General features: G+C 67.6%; 23 protein-coding genes. 7 read left to right on the top strand and 16 right to left on the bottom strand.

The window, feature by feature from the left end; all coding sequences use genetic code 11:
- Positions 1 to 111 precede the first annotated feature (111 nt).
- Entirely contained in the window at positions 112 to 978 is an 867-nt protein-coding gene (locus MG068_RS00285) for a methylglyoxal synthase (RefSeq protein ID WP_049461554.1), read from the top strand.
- A 471-nt stretch (positions 979 to 1449) separates the two neighbouring features.
- Here the strand turns inward: MG068_RS00285 and MG068_RS00280 are convergent, their stop codons facing one another.
- From MG068_RS00280 to ttcA, 4 genes are all read right to left on the bottom strand, one after another.
- Entirely contained in the window at positions 1450 to 1776 is a 327-nt protein-coding gene (locus MG068_RS00280) for a hypothetical protein (RefSeq protein WP_132808696.1), read from the bottom strand.
- A 107-nt stretch (positions 1777 to 1883) separates the two neighbouring features.
- Positions 1884 to 2663, bottom strand: a complete 780-nt coding sequence (locus MG068_RS00275) for a M48 family metallopeptidase (protein ID WP_005407504.1) — start codon at positions 2661 to 2663, stop codon at positions 1884 to 1886.
- Positions 2664 to 2722: 59 nt separating this feature from the next.
- The gene (locus tag MG068_RS00270) at positions 2723 to 3628 is read right to left on the bottom strand and encodes a recombination-associated protein RdgC (RefSeq protein WP_005411825.1); all 906 of its coding nucleotides are present in this window, start codon (positions 3626 to 3628) and stop codon (positions 2723 to 2725) included.
- 36 nt (positions 3629 to 3664) lie between these two features.
- Positions 3665 to 4585 (bottom strand): tRNA 2-thiocytidine(32) synthetase TtcA, encoded by a 921-nt coding sequence (gene ttcA / locus MG068_RS00265; RefSeq protein ID WP_180846548.1) that lies wholly within the window; start codon positions 4583 to 4585, stop codon positions 3665 to 3667.
- Positions 4586 to 4676: 91 nt separating this feature from the next.
- Between ttcA and MG068_RS00260 the strand changes: the two genes are divergently transcribed.
- Positions 4677 to 4880 (top strand): YdcH family protein, encoded by a 204-nt coding sequence (locus MG068_RS00260; protein ID WP_005421068.1) that lies wholly within the window; start codon positions 4677 to 4679, stop codon positions 4878 to 4880.
- Between the two features lie 100 nt (positions 4881 to 4980).
- Here the strand turns inward: MG068_RS00260 and plsB are convergent, their stop codons facing one another.
- The 4 genes from plsB to MG068_RS00240 form a co-directional block, all read right to left on the bottom strand.
- Positions 4981 to 7617 (bottom strand): glycerol-3-phosphate 1-O-acyltransferase PlsB, encoded by a 2637-nt coding sequence (gene plsB, locus MG068_RS00255; RefSeq protein WP_125893005.1) that lies wholly within the window; start codon positions 7615 to 7617, stop codon positions 4981 to 4983.
- Complete coding sequence (locus MG068_RS00250) at positions 7617 to 8567, bottom strand: hypothetical protein (protein WP_132808692.1); 951 nt, start codon at positions 8565 to 8567, stop codon at positions 7617 to 7619. The genes plsB and MG068_RS00250 overlap by 1 nt, the downstream gene beginning before the upstream one ends.
- A 424-nt stretch (positions 8568 to 8991) precedes the next feature.
- Positions 8992 to 9717, bottom strand: a complete 726-nt coding sequence (gene pyrF, locus MG068_RS00245; RefSeq protein WP_071228639.1) for an orotidine-5'-phosphate decarboxylase — start codon at positions 9715 to 9717, stop codon at positions 8992 to 8994.
- A complete protein-coding gene (locus tag MG068_RS00240; RefSeq protein WP_132808690.1) occupies positions 9714 to 10637 on the bottom strand; it encodes a 5'-nucleotidase, lipoprotein e(P4) family in 924 nt (307 codons plus the stop codon). Before MG068_RS00240 ends, pyrF begins: the two co-directional genes overlap by 4 nt.
- Positions 10638 to 10738: 101 nt before the next feature.
- On the opposite strand from MG068_RS00240, the gene MG068_RS00235 reads away from it, so the two are divergent.
- Positions 10739 to 11389 carry a YceH family protein gene (locus MG068_RS00235; RefSeq protein ID WP_132808688.1) on the top strand — a complete coding sequence of 217 codons (651 nt, stop codon included), beginning with the start codon at positions 10739 to 10741 and terminating at the stop codon, positions 11387 to 11389.
- Between the two features lie 105 nt (positions 11390 to 11494).
- On the opposite strand, the gene MG068_RS00230 is transcribed toward MG068_RS00235, so the two are convergent.
- Complete coding sequence (locus tag MG068_RS00230; protein WP_049422378.1) at positions 11495 to 12022, bottom strand: GNAT family N-acetyltransferase; 528 nt, start codon at positions 12020 to 12022, stop codon at positions 11495 to 11497.
- Positions 12023 to 12360: 338 nt separating this feature from the next.
- Entirely contained in the window at positions 12361 to 14337 is a 1977-nt protein-coding gene (locus tag MG068_RS00225; RefSeq protein ID WP_132808686.1) for a UvrD-helicase domain-containing protein, read from the bottom strand.
- A gap of 101 nt (positions 14338 to 14438) precedes the next feature.
- Between MG068_RS00225 and MG068_RS00220 the strand changes: the two genes are divergently transcribed.
- Positions 14439 to 15059 carry a thymidine kinase gene (locus tag MG068_RS00220; protein ID WP_008264720.1) on the top strand — a complete coding sequence of 207 codons (621 nt, stop codon included), beginning with the start codon at positions 14439 to 14441 and terminating at the stop codon, positions 15057 to 15059.
- 95 nt (positions 15060 to 15154) lie between these two features.
- Complete coding sequence (locus MG068_RS00215) at positions 15155 to 15859, top strand: SEL1-like repeat protein (protein ID WP_032128680.1); 705 nt, start codon at positions 15155 to 15157, stop codon at positions 15857 to 15859.
- Between the two features lie 42 nt (positions 15860 to 15901).
- On the opposite strand, the gene MG068_RS00210 is transcribed toward MG068_RS00215, so the two are convergent.
- The 4 genes from MG068_RS00210 to MG068_RS00195 form a co-directional block, all read right to left on the bottom strand.
- Positions 15902 to 17506, bottom strand: a complete 1605-nt coding sequence (locus tag MG068_RS00210) for an OpgD/OpgG family glucan biosynthesis protein (RefSeq protein ID WP_012509627.1) — start codon at positions 17504 to 17506, stop codon at positions 15902 to 15904.
- Positions 17507 to 17611: 105 nt separating this feature from the next.
- On the bottom strand, positions 17612 to 18424 hold the full coding sequence (mutM, locus tag MG068_RS00205) for a bifunctional DNA-formamidopyrimidine glycosylase/DNA-(apurinic or apyrimidinic site) lyase (protein ID WP_132808684.1): 813 nt from the start codon (positions 18422 to 18424) through the stop codon (positions 17612 to 17614).
- A 19-nt stretch (positions 18425 to 18443) separates the two neighbouring features.
- On the bottom strand, positions 18444 to 18776 hold the full coding sequence (locus MG068_RS00200; protein WP_032128678.1) for an EF-hand domain-containing protein: 333 nt from the start codon (positions 18774 to 18776) through the stop codon (positions 18444 to 18446).
- On the bottom strand, positions 18773 to 19975 hold the full coding sequence (locus tag MG068_RS00195) for a DesA family fatty acid desaturase (protein ID WP_032128677.1): 1203 nt from the start codon (positions 19973 to 19975) through the stop codon (positions 18773 to 18775). The genes MG068_RS00200 and MG068_RS00195 overlap by 4 nt, the downstream gene beginning before the upstream one ends.
- A gap of 151 nt (positions 19976 to 20126) precedes the next feature.
- Between MG068_RS00195 and MG068_RS00190 the strand changes: the two genes are divergently transcribed.
- Complete coding sequence (locus MG068_RS00190; protein WP_032128676.1) at positions 20127 to 20948, top strand: ABC transporter ATP-binding protein; 822 nt, start codon at positions 20127 to 20129, stop codon at positions 20946 to 20948.
- Positions 20949 to 21091: 143 nt separating this feature from the next.
- Here MG068_RS00190 and MG068_RS00185 read toward each other — a convergent pair whose 3' ends face one another.
- Positions 21092 to 22294, bottom strand: a complete 1203-nt coding sequence (locus tag MG068_RS00185; RefSeq protein WP_132808682.1) for a DUF4785 domain-containing protein — start codon at positions 22292 to 22294, stop codon at positions 21092 to 21094.
- A gap of 11 nt (positions 22295 to 22305) precedes the next feature.
- A complete protein-coding gene (locus MG068_RS00180; RefSeq protein WP_049399000.1) occupies positions 22306 to 23184 on the bottom strand; it encodes a hypothetical protein in 879 nt (292 codons plus the stop codon).
- Between the two features lie 262 nt (positions 23185 to 23446).
- Between MG068_RS00180 and MG068_RS00175 the strand changes: the two genes are divergently transcribed.
- Positions 23447 to 24286 carry an acid phosphatase gene (locus tag MG068_RS00175; protein ID WP_049399001.1) on the top strand — a complete coding sequence of 280 codons (840 nt, stop codon included), beginning with the start codon at positions 23447 to 23449 and terminating at the stop codon, positions 24284 to 24286.
- Positions 24287 to 24323: the final 37 nt, after the last annotated feature.

The following is a 24323-nucleotide window of genomic DNA, read 5'->3' as shown; positions in this document are numbered from 1 at the left end:
TGCCACGCTATCGACGCGCGGGCCGACGGCAATGAAGAAAGTTGTAAAAGCATCCAGATGGGGGAATGCCGACATACACTGCCGCCTTCACCCGTACCTGCGGAGCGTTCGATGCGCATCGGCCTGGCTGCCAACCGTCTTCATCACCACGACGCGCGCGCTGCGCTGTTCCGTTGGCTGCGCAGCAGCGAGGCCGGCCTGCGCGAGCTGGGCGTGTCGCTGCATGCGGTCGGCCGCACCCATGACGCGATCGAACGACAGGGCTTCCTGACCGGGTACGCGGGCCTGCACCGTTATCCCTACGGACGCGAGGGTGGCCTGATGAAGCTGGTCGCCGAAGTCGTTGGCATGGGTCCGGATCGGACACTGGATGGCGCGATCTACCTGATCGACCCGGTCGATCCATCCTCGGTGTTTCCGGAAGCAACCGCGCTCAAGCGGCAGTGCGTGATCCACGGCAAGCCGTTCATTTCGACCGTGGCCACCGCACGCGACTGGGTGGAGGTGGAGCGCGTCCACGCCGGGCTGGCAGCCGATGCCGGCGCCGACGACCTGCATGCGTTCGAAGGCCAGACGCTGGCGCTGATCGCGCACGATGCGATGAAGCCGGCGATGCTGGCCTTCGCCGATGAGCACTTCGATGTGCTGGCCCGGTTCGGTGAGCGGGTGGCCACCGGGACCACCGGCCAGCGTTTGAACGAGCTGGCCTGGAGCCGGGGCTGGCCGCGTGATACGCCGTGGGTGACGCGCTACCAGAGCGGCCCGATGGGCGGTGATGCGCAGATTGCCGACCGGGTGCTGGAGGGGCGTTGCCAGCGCGCGATCTTCTTCGAGGATCCGCATGTGGCGCGCCAGCATGAGGCGGATATCCAGCTGCTGGAGCGCGCGGTGACGACGGTGACCGATCAGGCGGTGTGCATTACGGCGCCGCGGGTGGCGGCGCGGTGGGCGGCGGCGGTGGCGCTGCGGGCGGGGTGAGGGTTTCGGCCAACGGCTGAGCCCCTCGTGGTGGGTGGTATCCGAAGGCAAAGCCGTGCTTGGCCTGGCGAGGTGGATTGCGCAGGGATCGCTGCAAGTACGTCCTTGTAAGCTCGGTCGCCGCATCCATGCGGCTCACGCCCCTGCGCAACCCACCCCGCCCGGCCACGGACAGATTCCGGTGTGCCCACCACGGAAGAAAGAAAAGAAGAGCAGGAGCGGGTCGCGCGCTGCGCGCGCTCCTATGTAGAGCCGAAGGTTGCAGCAGGAGCCGCTGCCAACGTCGCTTGCGACGGCCCGAAGGGTGCCGGTCAGGACGACCGGCATCGCCATGCTCGGCTGCTCTTCGACGTGATGACTGGAACCCCGCGCTGGGCGTGTCAGCCAAACATGCGCTCTGCTCTTGCGTCCTATGCTGGGGGAGCTTCTATCCAGGCTCCGTTCTGTGAGAGCGCCGATGCACCGCCAAGTTCAGCGCGCGAGCCTGTTGATGTGGAAGTCACACCCTTGTGCCTGGCCCCAGAATGTAATGGCGATAACCCCCGCCATCACCACGGCCCCGCCATAGGTGGTAGACAACATCAGTATCGAGAGGCGTTTGTTCTCAAATCTGAAAACCCGCCGGTACATCTCGAACATGCCCTCGAAGGTATTCATGTTGATTCCGTTCTTTTTGCAGTATGCGTTTGCAGAAAGTACGGCGGTTAACCCTGCAATCACGCACAGTGCAAAGCCGGCGATCCTGATGATTTGAAGCAACTCGCACATAACCTCTCCCGGAACATCGGTACCGCGCACGCTCGGATGCGGGCCAGTGTCTATTGTGAAGCCCCTTCTGTTGAAGGAGCGCGCCGAAGGCGGGGGTAGAGGAAGAATGCGCGGGCAACTGCTATAGCGCCCGCGCGCTATAGCAGTTGCCGCAGCATCGCCTTCAGTCGGCGCCCTTCGAGCTGGAAGTAATCGCGCTGTTCGCGCCAGGCGGGGAAGCGTTGTTCCACTTCGTGCCAGAACGCGGGCGAGTGGTTGGGCTGGATCAGGTGGCAGAGCTCGTGCACCAGCACGTACTCGAACGCCTCAGGCCGGCCCAGTACCAGCGCCAGGTCCAGTGCCATGCTGCCATCCGGGGCCAGCGATCCCCATTGCGAGGACATCACCTTCAGGCGCAGGCGGCTGGGTGCGCGCGGCAGGGTGGGCAGGTACTTCGGCAGCCAGCGGCCGACGTCGGCGCGGGTCTGGGCTTCGTAGAACTCGCGCAGCAGGCGGCGCAGGGTGGCATCACCGCCGCGGGTCGGCCACTGCACGCAGGCGCCGTGCGCGTCGATCTCCAGGCGCGCGTAGCGGCCTTCCTGCCAGCGCAGCGGCAGCAGTTCGCCACGCAGGGGCAGCACGCCGTCTTCGCCGGGCTGCAGCGGTGCCGGCAGGCCCTGGCCTTGGTACTGGCGCAGCTGCAGCGCCAGCCAGTCGCGATGCTGTTCCAGGAAGCGTTCGCCCATCACCAGGCTTGCGCGCGGCGGCAGGGTCAAGCGTGCGCCGCGCTCGTCCACGCTCAGCTTGATGCGGCGCGCACGTGGATCGCGCACGCGCAGCACCTCGATCTCGGCATCCTCCAGGCGCAGGCGAACGGTGTCGCGCTGTACGGTGGCGGGCGGGGTCGGGCTGATCAGGCGGCGCAGCAGACGGCTCATGCGCCCAGCATAGCGCCGCTTCGGGCCGCCGGATGACCGGCGGCCGTCGGGCTGCCTGTTCAGTCAGCCTTGCTGAGCTTGAAGGCTTCTTCCAGCAACAGGAACAGGCGGCGGATCTCGGCGCTCTGCAGGGCGAAGCGGGCGTCGAACTCGGCGCGGCGGCCGTCTTCGTCGGCATGCTCCAGCTGGTCCAGGGCGCCATCGAGGAACTTCAGCTTGCGCACGATCAGGTCGTCGCCGATCACGAAGGACAGGTTGTCTTCGAAGATCAGCGCCAGCTTGGTCACCTGCTTGCCGGCGTCCAGATGCTTGTCGATCTCGTCGCAGCGCAGTTCCTGGTGCTGGCACTTGACCACCGCGCCACCTTCCACCGGGTCCTTCATCTCGCACTCTTCGCCCAGGCTCAGCCCGGTCGGCAGCGGCTCACCGGCGATCCAGCCGGTCAGGATCGAACGCGGTGCGACTTCGGCATTCAGCGGCATCGCCGGGAAGCTGCCGAGCAGGCCGCGGATGTCGGACATGAAGTACTCGCCGGTCTTGCGGCTGGAGGTATCCACCGCCACGTAGCCGTGCTGCAGGTCGATGAAGGCGTCGTTGCGCGAGGACTTCACGAAGGCGCGCGGCAGCAGTTCATGCAGCAGGTCGTCCTTCATGCGCTTGCGCTCGCGGCCACCCGGGCGGCGGCCTTCCTTCTCCTCGATCTCCTCCAGCTTGCGCTCGAGCAGGTCGTTGACCACCGCCGCCGGCAGGATCTTGTCCTCGCCGCCCACGGTCAGCCACAGATGTTCGGCGATGCGGTGGGAGAGCAGTTCCTTCTCCTCGCGGCCGAACGGCGAGATGAAGCCGCGCGAATTCATTTCCAGCGCACCGACCGGCTTCAGCAGCGCGTGCGGCAGCAGGGTGTCGACTTCGGAAAAATCGGTGGTGGTCGGGAAACGGAAGAACGTCAGGTTGCGAAAGAACATGGAATTCCGGATGGCAAAGAGGAAGGGCGACCGACCTTAAACGGTGGGCGTCTCGGGATCTGCGTCGGCGTCGGCCGGGGAGCCGGCCAGCCAGGCATGGGCGTCGGGCAGCGGCGCGTCGTCGCGACGGCCCAGCGCCATGAAGTCGAACAGGGTGGTGTCGGCCAGCTGCGAGGGCCGGACTTCGCCCATGGCACGCGCGATCTGCTCGATGCGGCCCGGGTGGTCCTTTTCCCACTGCTTCAGCATCAGGCCGACCTGGCGGCGCTGCAGGTTCTCCTGGCTGCCGCACAGGTTGCAGGGAATGATCGGGAACTGGCGTGCCTGTGCGTACTCGACGATGTCGCTTTCGCGCACATAGGCCAGCGGCCGGATCACCACGTGTTTGCCGTCATCGCTGCGCAGCTTCGGCGGCATGCCCGACAGCTTGGCGTGGTGGAACAGGTTCATGAAGAACGTGGCCACCATGTCGTCACGGTGATGGCCCAGCGCGATCTTGGTGAAACCGTGGGTCTCGGCGTAGTTGTACAGCGCGCCACGACGCAACCGCGAGCACAGCGAACACATGGTCTTGCCTTCCGGAATGACCCGGCTGACCACCGAATAGGTGTCCTGCTCGATGATGTGGTACGGCACGCCCAGGCCTGCGAGGTATTCCGGCAATACGTGCTCGGGGAAGTCCGGTTGCTTCTGGTCCAGGTTCACCGCCACCAGCTCGAACGGCACCGGCGCCTTCTTCTGCAGCTGCAGCAGCACGTCCAGCAGGGTGTAGCTGTCCTTGCCGCCGGACAGGCAGACCATGACCTTGTCGCCGGCCTCGATCATGCCGAAGTCGGCAATCGCCTCGCCGACCTGGCGGCGCAGGCGCTTGGCCAGCTTGTGCTGCTCACGCTCGGCCACGCGCGGATCGCGGACGGCACGCGGCTGGGGATCGGGAAGGGAAATCACGGCACTCATGGGTTCCATTCTAACGGCTCGGAGCCGCCCCGGCTGGGGGTCGGGATTCCCCTCTCCCGGCAGTCATCAACGCTGTGTATGCTCGGAGGCTGTGGACACCTACAGCCCCGCCGAGATCGTCGAGCACCTCGCCGCCCTGCGCGCCGAGCACCGCCTGCTGGATGAACAGATCACCCGCATGGCCGCCAATGGCGAGGACGAGCTGGAAGCCAAGCGCCTGAAGCGGCGCAAGCTGCAGCTGAAGGACTGCATCGCCAGGCTGGAAAGCCTGCAGATTCCCGACGAACCGGCCTGAGTGGTGGCCCATCCACGCATGGCGTGGATCTACTGCTTCGCCCCGGTAGATGCCAACCTTGGTTGGCATGCCGTTCGCCGGGCATCGCCCGGCGCTGCCTTCAATCCTGCGGCGCAGGCTCGTCCGGGCGTGCCGCTTCCGGGCTGACCCGTTCGATGGTGTGGCGCAGCTCGCGGCCGAGGATGAACTTGGCGTCCTTGGCCCAGGCATCGAGGCGTTCGTCGAACAGCAGCTTGCTGTTCTCGTCCGGCCACACCAGGCGCAGCTCACGCAGCTTCTGGATGAAGCCGCGGAACAGGGACTTGTCGAAGAACTCCGGTGCCGCCGGTGCATACAGCAGGCTCAGCCGCTGCGCCGCCTGCTGGCACAGGCTTTCCAGCTCGGCAGCGCCGAGCACGCCGGGGCCGTTCTTCACCAGTACCGAGATGGCGATGTAATAGCGCTCGAACGCCTGCTGCAGCGAATGGCCGATCGCACGCAGGCGGAACACCTCGTCGGTCTGCCCGGTGTTGCGCGCGAGGATGCCGCCGTCGTCATCGTTGACGTTCTGCAGCAGGCCTTCGCGCACGAACACGTCGATGGTCCGGTCGATGCGCTGGGCGAACTCGTCCTCGCTCCACGGCAGGAACAGCTCGGCCTGCAGGAACGGGTATACCGTACGGCCCAGCTGGACCAGGCCGGTGCGGCTCATGCGGCGGTTGTTCTGGAAGCAGCAGGCCACCCACGACGAGGCGGTGAACAGGTGCACTACGTTGTTGCGGAAGTAGCTCAGCAGCACTGCGGTATCGCCGCTGACGCTGAGCACATCGCCCAGCGGGTGCTTGATGCGGGTGAGGACGTTGATTTCCTCAGCGTGGGCGATGATCCGCTCCGGCGAGTGCGGGGTCACCGTCACCCGGTCCGAGTACGGCATCTCGACCAGCAGGGTCTTGCACAGCTCGATCTGCGCGATCAGGTCGGCCTCGCCCATCGCATGCTTCGGCGTGGACAGCAGGGCCAGCGCCAGCAGGTTGATCGGGTTGACGTCGGCGGCGGCATTGACGCGCACGTTGATGCTCTGCGCGAGAGTATCGACGGTCTTCATCAGCCAAGCCGGCTTCTCATCCTCCGGCACAGCCCGGCCATCCCATTCGGGAGCATTGGCTGCAAGAACACTTGTCAGCTCGATCGGCTCGCCGAAGTTCACCACCACCTGGCCGTAGTTCTGCTTGAGCACCTTGGGGATGCCCCACAGCAGCGACCAGATCGATTCCTTTTCTTTCGGCCGGCCGGACAGCTCGTCCAGATAGCTGTTGCCTTCCATCAGCTTCTCGTAGCCGATGTAGATGGGCTGGAACAGCACCGGCTTGCGCGGCTGGCGCAGATAGGCCCGCAGGGTCATCGAGATGACACCTCCCTTGGGCTGCAGCAGTCGGCCGGTACGCGAGCGGCCACCTTCGACGAAGTACTCGATGGAATATCCGCCTGACACCAGCTGCGCCATGTATTCGGAGAACACTGCCGAATACAGCGGATTGCCACGGAAACTACGGCGCGCGAAGAACGCACCGCCCTTGCGCAGCAGGGTACCGACCACCGGCAGGTTCAGATTGATACCCGCGAAGATGTGCGGCGGCACGATGCCACGGTCGTACAGCAGGTACGACAGCAGCAGGTAGTCCATGTGGCTGCGGTGGCTGGGCACGTAGACCACTTCATGGCCCGGCGCGGCGGCCTTGAACTTGTCCAGGTGGTGCACCAGCACGCCCGCATAGATGCGGTTCCACACGTGGCTGAGCATGAAGCTGGCCGAACGCACCACCGGGCTGGAATAGTCCGCGGCGATTTCCCAGGCGTAGGCGTGCGCCTTCTTCCAGGCATCGGCCGGCTTCGAATTGTCGCGCTTGGCCTGTGCGGCGATCGCTTCGCGCACCGGTTCGGCCGCCAGCACCTGGTCGACCAGCAGGCGCCGCGTCGACAGGTCGGGGCCGATCACCGATTCACGGATGCGGCGGAAATGGGTACGCAGCACGCGCTGCAGCTTGCGCACCGTGCGCTCCGGCTCCAGGCCTTCGTCCACGGTGCTGCGCAGCGAGATCGGCGGGGCAAAGCGGACGATGGTGCTGCGGCCGTTGAGCAGCACCGCCAGCAGGCGGCGGAAGCGGCCGACCAGCGCCCAGTTTTCCGAGAACAGCACGGCGAACCAACCGCTCTGCTTGTCCGGCGCGCGGCCGACGAAGATCGACACCGGCACCAGGTGCACGTCCAGGTCATCGCGCACGCGATGGGCCTGCAGGACCTTGGCCAGCGAGTCCGAATGGGTCTTGGCGCCGCGCTGTTCGGGAATCAGCGAGTTGCTGGAGCTGCGCCGCGACAGCGCCAGGTAGGCGCGCTTGCGGCCGGTCGGGTCACCGGCCAGCGGCACCAGCGGCGACGGCAGGCCGGCCTGGCGGCAGGCCTTGTCCAGGATCAGCGCATTGGACAGGCCGTAGTCCTCCAGCACGTACATGACCGGGCGGCCATCGTTGTACTGGCCCGGGTCTTCCGGTTCGATCTTCAGCGACAGCCACGGCTCGACCAGACGGCCGAGCAGGCGAGCCCACAGCGGGCGGCGGCCAGCCGGACGCGCGTGCGCGGGCGGCGGTACCGGGTTCGGGCCGGTACCGGTCGAGGGGGACGCCGGCACCGTATCGGCGGGCGTCGACTGGGATTCTTCGCCGGGGAACGGCAGCGGGTTCTGTTTCGACATCGGCGCCATTATGGCTTAGGCGGCGGCGTTGCCGCTTCCCCACCCTCGGCGGGGGCTTCAGCCGGTGACGGCGACGCAGCGGCGCGGGCCGCGTCGGCCTTGCGCAGCAGCGCGTCGGTGTCAGCCAGGGTGCGGGTCAGGTACCAGTGGCCCTCGCGGCGGCTCAGCGGCAGCTGCAGGGTCATCTCACGCCCCGCCAGGTCGTAGTGCAGGCGCACCAGCGCGTTGTCGCCTTCCACCGAGAGCAGTTCACCGCGCACGCTGCGCAGCGCGTCATCCACGCCCAACCCGTAGCTGCCCAGCACCGCCTTGAGGGTGTGGATGAACGGCGCCAGCTGCTGCAGGCTGCCTTCCATGCCCGCGGCCTGCAGGCCGGCCTCGTCATCGAAGCCGACCTTGCCGGCGGCGCCCACCAGCGCGGCGATCGTGCTGCGTGCACGCGCACGGTCACTGATCGGCGCGCCCTGCGCCCAGCTGGCGAGGGTTTCGACCAGGGCGATGTAATGGGCCTGCTGGCCGGGCGTATAGCCCTTCTGGTGGCGCAGGTACTGCACGCCGAAGTTGCCCATCGACTGCGCGGCCTGGCGTACGGCGCTGGCCTGGCCAGCCAGCTGGCGATCGAAGCTGCGCTGCAGTTCGGCACCGGCATTGGGCTTGCGCAGTGCGGCCAGCATCGGCAGCAGCTGGTCGCCCAGTGGCAGTTCAGTCAGCGGCCACTGGCTATGGCCCTCGGCCCAGGCCTGCTGCAGGCGCTGGTACTGGCTGGGGGGAACCGACAGCTTTGCATAGCCGACCAGATCGTCCTCGGCCAGGCGCAGGGCCATCGCCTGCACCGCCGCAACTGGTTCGGCTGCCGGCCTGGCCGGATCGTTGGCCGGTTCACGGCACGCGGCCACGGCCAGCAGCATGACTGCCAGCCCCCATCCACGCGCAGACCCTCCTCGCACTGCCACGCTCATGCACTCGGACTCCCCGGACCGGTCCGCATCTTGCGGCCTGCGAGGTGACAGCGGCAAGCCGGGACGTCACGGTTTCCGCAGTTGCTTGTGCAAGTCACTGATCGGAATAAAAAAAGAGCCGGGATCACGAGGATCACAGGCTCTTCAAGCCGGCGCAGGGCCGGTGGACAGTGTTGTGGCACATGTCCGGTCCGAGGACCGGATGGCGGCGATCCTACGCTGCCGCTCAAGTTAAGGCAACACTTCACGTAGTGTCATATAAATCATTGATTTTATTGAGTAGCCTGATGCCTTGCGCCGGGGCCATGAAATCTACGGCAGGTTTTGCGGCGATTCGGGCACAACCGGTCCTTCGGCGGATGCAAAAACGCCATCCCGCGCGGGTCGGGATGGCGTTCGGGCCTGCAGACTGCACAGCGGAATCTCAGCGTGCAGCCAACGCCGACGCGATTTCCTGCTGGATGGCCCGGGCCGCGGCCTGCGGATCGGCGGCCAGGCGGATCGGGCGACCGACCACGATGGCATCGGCGCCATCGGCAAAGGCCTGGGCCACGCCAACGGTACGCTTCTGGTCATCGCCGACCGGGCCGCCGGGGCGGATGCCCGGACAGACGATCGAGAACCCGGCGCCGGTAGCGGCGCGGATCGGGCCGGCTTCCTGGCCCGAGGCGATCACGCCATCGATACCGGCCGCCTGCGCGGCCAGCGCGCGCTCGACCACCACGTCCACCGGCTCACGGTCGATGCCCATCTGCGCCAGGTCCGGGCGGCCCATCGAGGTCAGCACGGTCACCGCCAGCAGGCGCATGTCGCTGCTGTTGGCGGCGGCGCAGGCTTCCATCATCGCCGGGTGCCAGCCGTGGATGGTGGCGTAGCTGACCGGCCACTGCGACAGGCGCTTGATCACCGCCGCGGCGGTGGCCGGGATGTCGAAGAACTTCAGGTCGACGAACACGCGCTTGTCGCGGCGGGCCAGCTCGTCCAGCACCTGGAAGTACTCGCCGGAGGCGAGCAGTTCCATGCCGATCTTGTAGAACGCCACGCTGTCGCCGAGGCGGTCGACCCACTCCAGCGCCTGCACGCGGTCAGGCACGTCCAGCGCGAAGATCAGGCGCTCGTCATCGCGCAGCGGCAGTGGCGCGCGGCTCACGGTGCGTAGTCCAGCGCAGCGCGCTTGGCGTCGTGACGGGCCTGGCGCGACTGGCTGTAGTCGTTGTTGAACTGCGCCGGCTCGAAGCCGCCGTAGGTCGGGTTCGGCAGCATCCACCAGCGCTCGCCGAACCAGTCGTGGTACTGCTGCAGCAGCGCGTCACGACCGTCGTTGGTGTTGGCGGTCACTTCGACGAAATCGCCCAGCTGGTCGCCGAACTGCATCAGCACGCGGTACTTCTGCCCGGCCAGGCGGCGGCGGCAGTTCTTCTCGCTGCCGGCCTGCTCGCAGCCTTCGACCACGGTACCCAGGCCCAGGAACACGCTGTCATCGGCCACCGGCAGGCCCTGCTCGCGCAGGTTGGCCAGGGTCGCGTCCTTCAGGTGCACGGCACGGTTGGAGATGTACAGCAGGGTCACGCCCTTGGCGTTGGCGGCCTTGGCGAAATCAACCACGCCCGGAATGGCCTTGGCCTTCTTTTCGGCCACCCACTGGTCCCAGGTCAGCTCGTCGTATTCCTTGCCGTCGCGGACCAGGCGCGCCTGGTAGGGCGAGTTGTCCAGCACGGTCTCATCCACGTCCAGCACCACGGCCGGCTTCAGGCCCTTGGCCTCGTTGCCGCGTTCTTCCGGCACCAGCGCATCCCAGTGGGCTTCCTTCAGCGCGGCATCCAGGTGGTCGGCGGCGGCACGGTAGGTCTGCTCGGTGATCGCCTTGTACTCCTGCGCACGCTGCATCCACAGCACCGCATTGAGGTTGTCGTTGGCAGTGGCATCGAGCGCGCCATCGGCCTTGGCAGCGGCGGCCGGGGCCTCCGGCGCAGTGGCTTCGGCGGCAGGCGCATCCACGCGCTTGCAGGCGGACAGGCCCAGCGCCGCGGTGGCGAGCAGGGTCAGGGACAGGGAAACAGGACGACGCATGGATTCACCGGCAATCAGATATACCGGCGCATTTTACCGGCAAAGCCGGCCCGGGGACGGCTATGCTTGGCGGTTGACCCGTTGCCCTTCCGGAGGCCGCCATGACCGATTCCACCCAGACCCCCGACGTCCCCCTGCTCGACGCCGTGCAGGCCCGCCTGCTGGGCTGCCTGGTGGAGAAGGAGGCGACCACCCCGGACACCTACCCGCTGACGGTCAACGCCGCCCAGTCGGCCGCCAACCAGAAGACCGCCCGCGAGCCGGTGATGAACGTCGACGCCGGGAGCGTGCAGCACGCGCTGCGCCAACTGGAGACACTGGGCCTGGCCCGCCAGCACTTCTCCTCGCGCGCAGACCGCTACGAGCACCGCCTGCAGGCCGCGCTGGACCTGACCCGGCAGCAGACCGTGCTGCTGGCGATGCTGCTGCTGCGTGGGCCGCAGACCCTGGGCGAACTGGTCACGCGCAGCGAGCGCCTGCACCGCTTTGCCGACGCCAACGAAGCCCGCCACGCCATCGAGCGCCTGCAGCAGCGCGCGCTGCTGGTGGTGTTGCCGCGCGCCAGCGGCCAGCGCGAAGACCGCTACATGCACCTGCTGTGCGGCGAAGTGGATGGCGCGGCGCTTGCGGCCAGGTACGCCAGCAGCGGCGGTGGCAGCGACGCGGCCGATCCGGCCCTGGCCGAGCGCGTGGCCCAGCTGGAAGCGGCCGTGGCCGAGCTGCAGGCGCAGCTGGCCGAACTGCGCGGTTGAAACAGCGCCGTGGGTGCCGACCGTTGGTCGGCACTGCATCTGAATCGTGCCGACCAACGGTCGGCATCCACCGTCAGCTGCTACTGTGCCGGCCAGCGGCCGGCACTACCCGACGTCAGCCGCACCCAAGGTGGCGTACAGCCGGCTGGGCGTTTCGATGCCCGGCAACTGGATCACCCCGCGCTCCTGCATGCCCAGGCCCAGCAGGATCTTCCCGGACACCACGTTGTCCAGATCGGTGATGCCGTACAGATCCTGCAGGCCCAGCTCAGCGCGCGCATGCGCGAACACCGCCCGCGCCGCCTCACCGGCATAACCCTGCCCGGCGAATTCAGACAGCACCGCGTAGCCGATGTCCGGCCCCGGCAGGCCATCGCGGCGCACCAGCCCGGCATTGCCCAGCCACGCCCCATCGGACAACCGCTCGATGGCATACATGCCGAACCCATTCAACGCATAGCTGTGCAGCACCCGCAGCGCGATGTACTCACGCGCCTGCTCTTCACTGCGCACATTGCGGTCACCAATGAAGCGCACGAAGCCCGGATCATTCAACAGCGCCAGCATCGGCGCCGCATCGCGATCAGGTTCAATCGCACGCAGGCGCAGGCGTTCACTTTCAATTGGATGCACGCGCAGACCTCCAGCCGAAACCCCGATTCTGCCTCACCCCCGGCGGTTGCTTTTGATTTTCTTTTTCTTTTCCGTGGCTGGCGCGCACGGAAACTGTCAGAGGCCGGGCGGGTGGGCTGGGCGGGACCGTCCGCGGCATGGGCCCGAGGCATGCCTCGGGCGGGTTGGGCAGGACGCCCAACCCCGGTCTTGCCGTGTGCGCAGGACAGCGCACACGAGCAAGCCGCGGCCGAGCCCCCATGGATGGGTTTACGGCGTGTCGCGACCGGCCCACCCGCCCGGCCCCCACGAATGCATTGCGAACGGCGCCAACCACGAGGGGCTGCGCCGTTCGCCGATCAATCGAACAACGCCTCGATCGCCGCCAACCCCGCACTCGCCCGTTCCTTCTTGCGCACCGCATCGGCCACCGGATCAGCACCATCGCGCTGGATCTCCTCCGCCGGAATCTCCTCGAAGAACCGGCTCGGCTTCAACCGCACGTGCTCACCGAACTTGCGGGTCAGCTTGCTGTAACTCATCCACAACTGGATCTTGGCGCGGGTGATGCCCACGTACAGCAGGCGCCGCTCTTCCTGCAGGTTGCCCTCGTCCAGGCTGACCTGGTGCGGCAGCACGCCATCCTCGCAGCCCACGATGAACACGTACGGGAATTCCAGGCCCTTGGAGGCGTGCATGGTCATCATGCGCACCTGGTTGCCGCCCTCGTCCTTGTCGCTGCGCGACAGCAGCGCCAGCTGGCCGGCCAGGTCGGCGGCAGTGGCACCGCGCGGGCCCCCCTCGAACCACTGCGCCAGTTCCTCGATGTTGTTGGCACGGCGCTGGTAACTTGCCTCTTCCTTGGCCTGCTGGCGCAGTTCGCTGAGCAGGCCCGATTCCTTGGCGACCTTGCGGATCATGTCGCCCGAGGTGACCTGGCGCATCTGCGCGCGCAGGTCGCGCAGGATGTCGGTGAAGCGGGCCAGGCTGTTGGCGGCGCGAGGCGGCAGCTGCTGCAGGGCGCCGATCGCCTCGGCAGCCTGTGCCATCGGCATGTCCTTTTCCTGCGCCAGCTCGGCCAGCCTGGCCAGCGTGCCGGCACCGACGTCGCGCTTGGGCGACTGCACCGCACGCATGAACGCGGTGTCGTCGTCCGGATTCACCAGCAGCCGCAACCAGGCCAGGGTGTCCTTCACTTCCTGGCGCTCCAGGAACATGGTGCCGCCGGTCAGGTGGTAAGGGATGCGCAGCAGCTGCATCGCCTTTTCCAGCGGCCGTGACTGGAAGTTGCCGCGGAACAGGATGCAGAAATCACTCCACGGCACGTTGCGCGACTGCGCCACGAAGGCGATCTCGGCCGCGACCTTTTCCGCTTCGTGCTCGCTGTTGCGGCATTCCCATACGCGGATGCGTTCACCGTCCGCCTGATCGCTCCACAGCTTCTTCAGGTGCTCATGCGGGTTGTTGGCGATCAGCGCATTGGCGGCGCGCAGCACGCGGTTGGAGCAGCGGTAGTTCTGCTCCAGCTTGATGATTTCCAGCGCAGGGTAGTCGCGCCCCATCTGCTGCAGGTTTTCCGGATTGGCGCCGCGCCAGGCATAGATCGACTGGTCATCGTCACCCACGCAGGTGAAGTTGCCCTTGTCACCGGCCAGTTGCTTGAGCAGCCGGTACTGCGCGTCGTTGGTGTCCTGGCATTCGTCCACCAGCAGGTAGCCGATGCGCTCGCGCCAGGCCAGCGCGATCTCCGGATTTTCTTCCAGGATCTGCACCGGCAGACGGATCAGATCATCGAAGTCGACCGCATTGAACGCGGTCAGGCGCAGCTGGTAGCGCTCGTAGACGCTGGCCGCTTCCTTCTCGCGATTGCTGCGCGCGGCGGCCATCGCCTGTTCGGGCGACAGGCCGGCGTTCTTCGCGCGCGACACCAGGTTCTTCATGTCCTCGATGTCATCAGGCTTGGCCCCGTACATCAGGTCCTTGATCTGCGCAGCGGCATCGTCGGCATCGAAGATCGAGAAGCCCCGCTTCAGGCCAACGGCCGCGTGCTCGATCTGCAGGAACTTCAGGCCCAGCGCATGGAAGGTGCAGATGGTCACCTCGTCGGCGTCCTGCTCGCGCAGGCGCTTGGCCACGCGCTCGCGCATTTCCTTGGCCGACTTGTTGGTGAAGGTGATCGCCGCGATGCGGCGCGCCGGATAGCGGCCGCAACCGATCAGGTGGGCGATCTTTTCCACGATCACACGCGTCTTGCCGCTGCCCGCGCCGGCGAGCACCAGCAATGGACCTTCGATGTGCAGGACGGCGGCGGCTTGGGGGGGATTGAGACCGTGCATGGGATGGGGATTGTAGCGGGGCCGGGTGACGACCACAGCGGGCCGCCGGTGGGGTTGCTGAACGGCTTCGGCGAAGCGGGGCTGCGGCGTACAATCCGTCGATGGCCAAGCTCTACTTCTACTATTCGGCGATGAACGCCGGCAAGACCACCACCCTGCTGCAGAGCGCCCACAACTACCGCGAGCGCGGCATGCGGGTGGCGATCCTGACCCCGCGCCTGGACGATCGTGCCGGCGCCGGCGTGGTCGCCTCGCGGATCGGCCTGCGTGCGGACGGCATGGCCTTCGACCGCGATACCGACCTGCAGCGCTGGGTCGAGCAGGATCTGGCAGCCAACGGCCCGATGGGCTGCGTGCTGGTGGACGAGGCGCAGTTCCTGACCCGCGCCCAGGTCTGGCAGCTCAGCGAAGTGGTCGACCAGCTGCGCATTCCGGTGCTGTGCTACGGCCTGCGCACCGACTTCCGCGGCGAGCTGTTCGAAGGCAGCCAGTACCTGCTGGCCTGGGCCGATGAGATGCAGGAGATCAAGACCATCTGCCACAGCGGCAAGAAGGCGACGATGACGGTGCGTGTGGACGAGCATGGCCACGCGGTGCAGGACGGCCCGCAGGTGGAGATCGGCGGCAACGACCGCTACGTGTCGGTCAGCCGCGCCGAGTTCAAGAAGATCACCCGCGGTGAAGGGCGGATCGATCCGGCGCAGGCGCCGCTGCCGCTGTAGCAGGCGCGCCGGTGCGCCATGACCTCCAGCGGTTTACAAGCACGCGCTGTCGCGCCTAGGCTGCGGCTCCCCTGCTGCCGAACTGGACGTCCGACATGCGCTCTGCCCTCCTGCTGCTGCCGCTGCTGTTGCTGCCCCTGCTGGCCACCGCGGCCGAGCGCCCGTCAGGTGAAGACGATGCGGCGGTGATCGGCGCCGGTTTCATGGACAGCCACCCGGACATGATGTACCGGCAATGGGGCGTCAACGCGCTGCGTCGCAACGATGTCAACGGCGCGATGGACAACTTCCGGCTGGCCGCGCGGTATGCGGACAAGCCTGCCCAGGGCTACCTCGGCGAGATGTACTGGTACGGGGTAGAGCAGCCGCGCAATCCGGTCATGGCCTATGCCTGGATGGAGGTGGCGGCCGAACGTGGCTATCCGTTGTTCGTCGAGCTGCGCAACGAGTACTGGGCCACGCTGCCGCTGGAGCAGCATGATGCGGCGCGCGCGCAGGCAAGCGCGCTGCGCGCCGAGTATGGTGACGAAGTCGCGCGCCCACGCATGGCCGAAGTGCTCAGAAAGGGGCGCCGCGAGATGACCGGCAGCCGCGTCGGCTCGATGTCCAACAACGTCGACATCGTGTACATGGACGGCGGAATCTCCCGCACCATCAAGGCCGATCGCCTCTACGACCCGAAGTACTGGGACCCGAAGCAGTACGAACGCTGGCAGGACGAAACCTGGATGAAGATCCGCCGGGGCACGGTGGAAGTGGGTGTGCCAACCCAGTCGCACGCCACCGACAGCAAGCCTTGAAACAACGGTGCCGGCATGTAGCCGGCACCGGGCCGCATCCATTCAGTACAGCGTGCGCTCCGGCGCACCTGCCGGCGGCGGGGTGTACTGGTACAGCCAGGTCTCGGTGAGGGTCTTGCCGCCACTGCGCAGGAACAGACGGATGTCGATCTGCTCGGTGCTGCCTTCCGGCGGCACCAGGTCGAACATCGCGCGGTAGCCGTTGATCTCGCGCAGCGGGCGCGCCGACACGATCTCGACCCGGCCACGGCTGGCTTCCACCACGGCCTCGACCTCGCCCTTGTCGATCAGCCTGGCCAGTTCGCCGCCTTCGAAGTCCACCGCGAAGCGCCAGCTGAAATACTCGCGCTTCTTGCCGACCACGCCACCCAGGCCGGTGCGGCTGGCCACGCAGTGCGCCAGCGGCGGCCGTGCCGGCGGCTCGGCGCCCCAGTACAGGCGGTAGCCGACCAGCAGCTCCTGGCCCGGCTGCGGCTTTTCCTTCGGGTTCCAGAACGCCACGATGTTGTCGAAGGTCTCGTCCACGGTGGGAATCTCCACCAGCTGCACCGAGCCCTCGCCCCATTCGCCCTTCGGCTCCACCCACAGGCAGGGGCGCTTCTCGTAGAACACGCCGTCGTCCTGGTAGTGGTCGAAGTTGCGGTCGCGCTGCAGCAGGCCGAAACCACGCGGGTTGCGGTCGACGAACATGTTGAAGCGCAGGTTGCGCGGATTCAGCAGCGGTCGCCAGATCCATTCGCCGGCACCGGTCCACAGCGACAGGCCATCGGTGTCGTGGATCTCCGGGCGCCAGTCCCATGCCATGCGGCGGTCGTTCTCGCCCACCTGGTACATGCTGGTGCACGGGGCGATGCCCAGCCGCTCGATCGCCTTGCGCGGGTACAGCGCGCTGTCGATGTCCATCAGCAGCACATCACCATTGGTGATGGCGAAGCGGTAGGCACCGGCCACGCTGGGCGAATCCAGCAGGCCGTAGACCACGATCGTCTCCGAATCGGCCGACGGCTGCTCCAGGTAGTAGGCGATGAAGTCCGGGAATTCCTCCGGCTTGCCCATGCCGGTGTCGATCGCCAGGCCGCGCGCGGACTGGCCGTACTGGCCTTCCTTGCCGACCGCGCGGAAGTAGCTGGCGCCGAGGAAGGCCGCGAAGTCGCGGTCGGTGTCCTTGCGGGTGTTCAGGCGGAAGCCGGCGAAGCCCAGATCGGCCGGCAGCTCGCCGTCCTTGATGCCGCTCTTGCCGTAGTTGAACGCCGCGCCGTCATAGGCCAGCTCCTGCGCCTTGCCGTCGACCACGTCGAACATGCGCACCGGCGAGTGGAAGTACAGGCCCAGGTGGAAGAACTTGGCCTGGAACTTGCCCGGCTGGTCAGCCCACAGCGCATGGTCCTGGCGGTAGCCGATCGACTGGTACTGGTCCCAGTCCAGGCCTTCCAGGCGGCCCGGCAGCACCCGCTTGTGGCTCTTGTAGGGTGCCTGTGCCAGCGCGCGCGCCTGGCCCTTCAGGGTGGCGAAGTCGAACGGCTGCGGCTGGCCGAGGCGGCGCAGGCCCATCTGGCCGCTCTTGCTGGCCGCGCACGCGGGCAGGGACGGCAGGCCGAATGCAGCCAGGGCGAGGGAGGCATTGCGGATGAAGTCGCGTCGTTGCATGCAGGCGCGTCAGGCACAGAGGGAAGGTCGGCCATCATAGGCAGACAAACGTTAACGGGCAGCGGAGACGTACCCTGCCCGTTCAGCTGCCGCTGGCCGCCCGGTTCAGCGCTGGCAATGGCTGCACCAGACGCTGGCGCGCTGGCCGATGGTGGCGTGCTTCAGCGCGCGACCACAGTTCGGGCAGGGCAGCCCGTCGCGGCCGTACACCAGCAGTTCCTGTTCGAAATAGCCCGGTGCGCCGTCAGGGCTGATGAAATCGCGCAGCGTGGTGCCGCCACGGGTGATGGCGTAGCCGAGGATTTCCTTCACCGCGTCGGCCAGCCGCTGATAGCGCCCGCGCGAGATCTTGCCGGCCTCGCGCAGCGGGCTGATGCCGGCCTTGAACAGGCTCTCGGCGGCGTAGATGTTGCCCACGCCCACCACCACCGCCTGGTCCATCAGGAAGGTCTTCACCGGCGCGCTGCGGCCACGGCTGCGGGCGAACAGGTAGTCGCCGTCGAACGCGTCGTCCAGCGGCTCCGGGCCCAGCCCCTGCAGCAGCGGATGGACCTCACCGGCGGGCTGCCAGAGCAGGCTGCCGAAGCGGCGCGGGTCGTTGAAGCGCAGCAGGCGGCCGTTGTCCAGGCTGATGTCGACGTGGTCGTGGGCGCGTACCGGCGTATCACCGGGCAGCACACGCAGGCTGCCGGACATGCCCAGGTGCAGCACCGCGCTGCCGATGGCGGTGTCCAGCAGCAGGTACTTGGCGCGCCGACGGATGTCCTCGATGCGCTGCCCCGGCAGCAGCTCGGCCACCTCCGGTGGAATCGGCCAGCGCAGGTCGGCGCGGCGCAGGATCACGCCGTGCACGCGGCGGCCCTGCAGGTGCGGCGCCAGGCCGCGGCGGGTGGTTTCGACTTCGGGCAGTTCAGGCATGAACCGATTCTACGCCCGCTCAGCGTGGCGGTGCCGCCAGTTCACGGGCATCCAGGACGCCATCACCGTTGGCATCCTGCTTGTGGAAACGCTGCACGATCACCTGCCGCTGCTGCTCGCGGCTGATCGCCCTGCCCTTGCCGCCGGGCAGCTCGTCTGCGCTCAGCACGCCATCGCCATTGCGGTCCATGCGATCGAAGGCATACAGCATCCACTGCACGTACTCGGCCTCGCTGACCCTGCCGTCGCCATCGCTGTCCATCCGCTGCAGGTAGCTGGTGGTGTCGGTGACCTGGGCCAGCGCCACGCCCGGCAGCAGCACCGCCAGCAGAACCCCGTACCCAGCCCTCACGCGCCCACCAGGCTGTAGCCCTTCAACCGTGCGGCATAGGCCTGCAGCGCGGCGATCCCGCTTTCCTCGGCCTCACGGCACCACGCCTGCAACTGATGCAGGCGCTCGGCGGCATCGTGGCCGCGGGCCTCGAGCAGCGCCGCCAGCCGCGCGCGGTACTCGACCAGGGTGCGGATGCGCGGGCGCTGCGCCACCCATTCGCTGAGCTGGGCACGACTGTCCGGCTTCAGCCAGCGGCCATCGTTGACCAGGCCACGGCGCAGCCGGCGCGGCAGCAGGCGGCGCAGCTTGGCCCCGGCCTGCACGGCTTCCTCGCGCAGGGCCGGCATGAACACATTGCGCTGGTAATCGGTCATCGCCTGGAAGCGGTGCGACAGCAGCGCCTTCAGGGTTTCGGCATCGGGCACCGCGATGTTCGGGCGCACGTCCATGGCCGGCGCCACCCGCAGCACCTTGGCCAGGCGCAGCGCCTGCAGCAGGCGGATCGCACTCCAGCCGATATCGAACTCCCAGCGCCGCATCGCGAAGCGCGCCGAACTGGGGAAGGCATGATGGTTGTTGTGCAGCTCCTCGCCACCGATCCAGAACCCCCACGGCGTGAGATTGGTGGAGGTGTCGGCGGACTCGTAGTTGCGGTAGCCCCACCAGTGCCCCAGGCCGTTGACCACGCCCGCGGCCCAGAACGGGATCCATGCCATCTGGATCGCCCACAGGGCCACGCCCGGCAGGCCAAACAACACGGTATTGATCGCGAACAGCAGCACCGGCCCCAACGTGGCATGCGGGGTATACAGGCGGCGCTCGATCGCATCATCCGGGGTGCCGCGCCCGTACTGCTCGATGTCCGCGCGCATGCCACGCGCTTCGCGGTACAGCTCCACGCCGTGCCAGAACACCTTGCCGATGCCACGGGTGACCGGGCTGTGCGGGTCGTCCTCGGTCTCCACCTTGGCGTGGTGCTTGCGGTGGATGGCCACCCACTCGCGGGTGATCATCGAGGTGGTCAGCCACAGCCAGAAGCGGAACACATGGGCCAGCGCCGGGTGGAAATCGACCCCACGATGGGCCTGGCTGCGGTGCAGGTACAGGGTCACCGAGAAGATGGTGATCTGGGTGAAGACCAGCAGCACCGCCAGCATGGCCCACCAGCCCAGGCCGAGCACACCACCGGTCAACAGGGACATCAGGGCATCTGGCATGACGGCTCTCCGGGTCGACGCGGGGATGGCAGACATCATGGGCGCTTGCGTTGCAAACTGCATCCCTGCGGCGATGCTCTGCATCGCCATCCGAGGCACCGTTCACAGTTGGGGACCTGAGTTGTCGAGCCTTGATCCACGCGCCAGCGCCATGACCGCCGCCCCGCCCCTGGCGGAGCAGCCCCCCTTGATCGAACTGGACCGCGCCACCGTGGTACGCGGCCAGGTGAAGGTGCTGCACGGGCTCAGCCTGCGCATCGCGCAGGGCCAGCACACCGCACTGCTCGGCCCCAACGGCTGCGGCAAGTCCACCTTCATCAAGCTGATCACCCGCGAGCTGTACCCGCTGGCCCAGGGCGACGGCGCGGTGGCGGTGAAGGTGCTGGGCCAGAACCGCTGGCAGGTGGATCGCCTGCGCTCGCAGCTGGGCATCGTCACCGGCGACCTCAGCAGCAACCTGGCCGACATGCCGGGGCTGACCGTGGAACAGGCGGTGCTGTCCGGCTTCTTCGCCAGCTACGTGGTGCCGGCCTTTCGCGAGGTGACCGCCGACATGCGTGCACGCGTCGGCGAGACACTGGCGATGACCGGCGCGCTGTCGCTGCGTGAGCGCGCCTACGCCGAGCTGTCCGCCGGCGAGACCCGCCGCGTGCTGATCGCCCGCGCGCTGGTCAACCGGCCGCAGGCACTGCTGCTGGATGAGCCCTCCACCGGCTTGGATCTGGTCGCCCGCGAGCAGCTGGTGGCGACCATGCGGGTGCTGGCGCAGCAGGGCATCACCCTGGTGCTGGTGACCCACCACATCGAAGAGATCATTCCCGAGATCGAACGGGTGGTGCTGCTGCGCGACGGCCGCGTACTGGCCGACGGCACACGTGCCGAACTGCTGCGCAACGAACCGTTGTCGGCAGTGTTCGGCGGCGCGATCACGGTGGTCGAGCAGGAAGGCCGGCTGACCGCGTACGCGGGATAGACAGATGCATCGCTCTCCGTAACCGTCTGTAGAGTCGAGCCATGCTCGACTGCCGTTCGCCGCGAGCAGAAGCAGCCGAGCATGGCTCGGCTCTACAGAAGGCGGGGCAGCGGGCCGGATGTTCCGGCCCGCCACCGCTTTGCTCAGAACCGCAACGCCAGTGCGCGCGACTCGATCGGTGCCATCCGGCTCTGGTCCTGCAGCTGCAGGTCGCGCAGCTCGTACGGTGCGCCGAAGCCGGCTGGCAATGCGGCCTGGTCGAACGGCAGCACCAGCTGGCCTGCGCCCGGGCCATCGAACCACGCCGCCGCATGTGCCTGTGCGACCGGCTTCAACTGGCCATCGCGGGCGGTGGCATACAGCGTGCCCCGCGCCTCATAGCGTCCGGCCGCTGCCACCTGCAGCGGCAGCGCCACCTGGCGGCTGGCCGGATCCGGTGCCGCCTGTCCACTGAAGCGGGCAGTCGGCCGTGCCACCGCAAAGGCGACCTTGCCATCGCGCAGCACACCGTCGGCCTGGGCGAACACCTGCAATTCCCACAGCCCCTGCACGCTGCCGACATCGGCCGGGATCCGCACCTGCGCGCGCAGGCTGCCATCGGTGGTGCGCAGCAACCGCTGCGGCCAGCTGCGGCCATCCGGTGCGACCAGCAGGGCTTCACCGCCCAGCCCACCACGACGCGATGCCAGCTGCGCGGTGGTGGTGCCGTCTTCCAGCAGGCGTGCCTGCAGCTGCACGTTGCCGCCGGCCAGCACCTGCGCCTGGTTGGCCTGCACCTCAAGGCGCAGCGGGCTGTTCGGCTCCAGCACCTGCACCACGTAGCGACCCTGGGCCTGCGCGCTCTGCAGCGTGTACGCACCGACCGCACTGGTCGCGCCGGTACGCAGCATGCTGCTGCCATCGCTCACCGGCATGCCGGCATCCTGCAGCGCGCGCGCATCGACACTGCGCGCCACGCTGCTGCGGCCGGCCGGGTCGCGCACCTGCAAAGTGTTGGCCGGCAGCGCGCGGGCACCTGCGGCCGGGCTCAGCTGGATCACCGCATCCGGCGCCGTCAGTGGCAGGTCCAGGCCGCGTTGCAGCTGCGTGCCATCAACCTGCTGCCAGTAGCTGCGGCTGACCGAGGCATACGGCGTAGCCGCCTGCAGCGGTTGTGCGGGGTCCAGCGCCCAGGCAAAGGCCAGTGGCGCGTGTTCGCTCTCATCGGCGGGAAGCGGCGCGGCTACCAGGGCGGCAGGCACCTGATCGCCCGCACGGGCGGCCTGCAGCGGCTGCGCGGCCTGCGCTGCGGAAAGGGACAGCACTACCAGGGTGGCGCCGGCCAGCAGGGTGGATTGAGTCGTCATGGTCGTCTCCCTCACTGGGTCAGGTCGTTGCGCAGCAGGGTGCCGAGGCCGAAGCACTCGCGGCGGCTCTGGTTGTGGCTGAGCGGTTCTGCACCCTGGGTACGCGCCTTGTCGGTGAACCAGGTGGTGCCGGCGGCCTTCTGGCTGCTGCACTCCAGGAAGCCATCGGAGCAGGACGACAGCCAGTTCTGGGTGAACTCCAGGCCGACGTTGGCGGCATAGCCACCACAGTAGCTGTTGCTGTCCCATACCGCCGATTCCACATCGCTGCCCACCACCGCACGGAACGGTTTGGGCAGCGCCGGGCGGCCAGCGGTGCCGTAGAGGTTCTGCGCGTTGTAGGTGGCCATGCTCGCCACCTGCTGCTGGCGCACGGCGTCGTTCTTGTAGCCCAGCAGCCAGCCCAGCGAGGTTTCAAAGGTGTTGCCGTTGAGCACCGCATCGGCCAACGGCGTACCGGCCGAAGACGGTGCCAGCGCGTTGACCTTGCGCACCGTGCGGATGATCTTCGGATAGCGGCTGTCATAGGTCGGGTTGGACAGGATCCAGCGCATCACGTTGCCGCCGTTGGAGTGGGTGATCACCACCAGCTGGGTGATGCCACGGCTGTCGATGAAGCCGGTCAGCTGATTGGCCAGGCAGCCGGCCGCTTCCGGCTTCCACATGTACTGGGTGAAGTCACAGTTGATGACGACGTAGTTGCTGCTGTTCGGCAGGCCTTGGCGCACGGTGTCGATGATCGCCGGCTGCCAGTAGTCCTGGGTGGCGTTGGTCTGTGCGCCGGTGCCATGCACGAAGGCCACGCCGACCACGTCGGCCGCCTGTGCCGGCGCGGCTGCCAGCCCGAGGAGCAGGGCCAGGACGGTACTTCCTGTTGCGGTGCTACGCATCGCTTCTCTCCCTCTGTCAACGGATCCCCCCGACCCGGCTGGAACTGGACGGCCCCTGGTGCTTGCCGTTGTGCCGATGCTCGCGGCGCGGCCGCGTGAAAGTCCGTGCGCTGCGCCCGGATTCAGGAGACTGACGTCACTCGATGACGCTTTTCATATCGCCGGGATGACCATGCCGGATCTGGCCGTATGACCGATGGCCACTGCGGTGTCGTATACGGGCTGCGATCATGGCGCGATGTTTTTCCTCCGGAGCCTGTCCATGTCGCTGATTTCCCACCCTGCCCGCCCGCTGCTCGGCCTTGCCGTCATCGCGGCCCTGGCCGGTTGTGCCGCCACCGCCGCCAAGCCGACCGCCGTCGAAGCCAACATCACCACCAAGGCGGTGGGCTATCTGGACAAGAGCGCGGTACCGGCCAGCCTCGACCTGGTGCCAGCACCGCCGGTGGCCGGTTCGGCCGCCCTCGCCCTCGACGAACAGGTCAGCCGTGAAGCCCGCGCGCTGCGTGGCAGCCCGCGCTTCGCCCAGGCCGGTGTCGATGCGGAACTCGGCTTCCCCGAAGGCGCCAACCACTTCTCCTGCGCCGCCGACATCGACGTCGATGCGGTGAAGACCCCGGCGCTGTACCGCCTGCTGGAGCGCAGCCGGATCGACGCCAGCGCCGCCACCAAGGCCGCCAAGAACCACTACCAGCGCCCGCGCCCGTTCATGGTCAATGGTGAACCGACCTGCTCGCCGAAGGACGAAGAAGGCCTGCGCAAGAACGGCTCGTACCCGTCCGGCCACACCTCGATCGGCTGGGCCTGGGCCCTGATCCTGTCGGAGATCGCACCGGATCGCGCCGATGCCATCCAGGCCCGCGGCCGCAACTACGGCGAGAGCCGCCTGGTGTGCAACGTGCACTGGCAGAGCGACATCCTGGAAGGCCGCTTCATGGGCGCCGCCGCCGTGGCCCGCCTGCATGACAACGCCGCGTTCAACAAGGACCTGCTGGCCGCACGCAAGGAGATCGCTGCCGCGCGCAAGGCCGGCCTGCACTCCAGCCGCGACTGCGCGGCCGAGGAAGCGGTGCTGAAGGTGCGCCCGCAGAGCGCGCTGTAAGCGCCTGGCGGTTCAATTGTTGCCGGCCAGCGGCCGG

This window comes from Stenotrophomonas sp. ASS1, from assembly GCF_004346925.1.
Lineage (GTDB): Bacteria > Pseudomonadota > Gammaproteobacteria > Xanthomonadales > Xanthomonadaceae > Stenotrophomonas > Stenotrophomonas maltophilia_A.
Note: the sequence above shows the minus strand (reverse complement) of the source record. Positions and strands in the feature narration are given on the sequence as shown.

Bases quoted from the DNA above. Each gene is read 5' to 3' on its own strand.
- MG068_RS00285 (WP_049461554.1), top strand. From the start codon at position 112: ATGCGCATCGGCCTGGCTGCCAACCGTCTTCATCACCACGACGCGCGC.
- MG068_RS00275 (WP_005407504.1), bottom strand. From the start codon at position 2,663: ATGAGCCGTCTGCTGCGCCGCCTGATCAGCCCGACCCCGCCCGCCACC.
- MG068_RS00270 (WP_005411825.1), bottom strand. From the start codon at position 3,628: ATGTTCTTTCGCAACCTGACGTTCTTCCGTTTCCCGACCACCACCGAT.
- ttcA (WP_180846548.1), bottom strand. From the start codon at position 4,585: ATGAGTGCCGTGATTTCCCTTCCCGATCCCCAGCCGCGTGCCGTCCGC.
- plsB (WP_125893005.1), bottom strand. From the start codon at position 7,617: ATGGCGCCGATGTCGAAACAGAACCCGCTGCCGTTCCCCGGCGAAGAA.
- MG068_RS00250 (WP_132808692.1), bottom strand. From the start codon at position 8,567: ATGAGCGTGGCAGTGCGAGGAGGGTCTGCGCGTGGATGGGGGCTGGCA.
- MG068_RS00240 (WP_132808690.1), bottom strand. From the start codon at position 10,637: ATGCGTCGTCCTGTTTCCCTGTCCCTGACCCTGCTCGCCACCGCGGCG.
- MG068_RS00235 (WP_132808688.1), top strand. From the start codon at position 10,739: ATGACCGATTCCACCCAGACCCCCGACGTCCCCCTGCTCGACGCCGTG.
- MG068_RS00225 (WP_132808686.1), bottom strand. From the start codon at position 14,337: ATGCACGGTCTCAATCCCCCCCAAGCCGCCGCCGTCCTGCACATCGAA.
- MG068_RS00220 (WP_008264720.1), top strand. From the start codon at position 14,439: ATGGCCAAGCTCTACTTCTACTATTCGGCGATGAACGCCGGCAAGACC.
- MG068_RS00215 (WP_032128680.1), top strand. From the start codon at position 15,155: ATGCGCTCTGCCCTCCTGCTGCTGCCGCTGCTGTTGCTGCCCCTGCTG.
- MG068_RS00210 (WP_012509627.1), bottom strand. From the start codon at position 17,506: ATGCAACGACGCGACTTCATCCGCAATGCCTCCCTCGCCCTGGCTGCA.
- mutM (WP_132808684.1), bottom strand. From the start codon at position 18,424: ATGCCTGAACTGCCCGAAGTCGAAACCACCCGCCGCGGCCTGGCGCCG.
- MG068_RS00195 (WP_032128677.1), bottom strand. From the start codon at position 19,975: ATGCCAGATGCCCTGATGTCCCTGTTGACCGGTGGTGTGCTCGGCCTG.
- MG068_RS00190 (WP_032128676.1), top strand. From the start codon at position 20,127: ATGACCGCCGCCCCGCCCCTGGCGGAGCAGCCCCCCTTGATCGAACTG.
- MG068_RS00185 (WP_132808682.1), bottom strand. From the start codon at position 22,294: ATGACGACTCAATCCACCCTGCTGGCCGGCGCCACCCTGGTAGTGCTG.
- MG068_RS00180 (WP_049399000.1), bottom strand. From the start codon at position 23,184: ATGCGTAGCACCGCAACAGGAAGTACCGTCCTGGCCCTGCTCCTCGGG.
- MG068_RS00175 (WP_049399001.1), top strand. From the start codon at position 23,447: ATGTCGCTGATTTCCCACCCTGCCCGCCCGCTGCTCGGCCTTGCCGTC.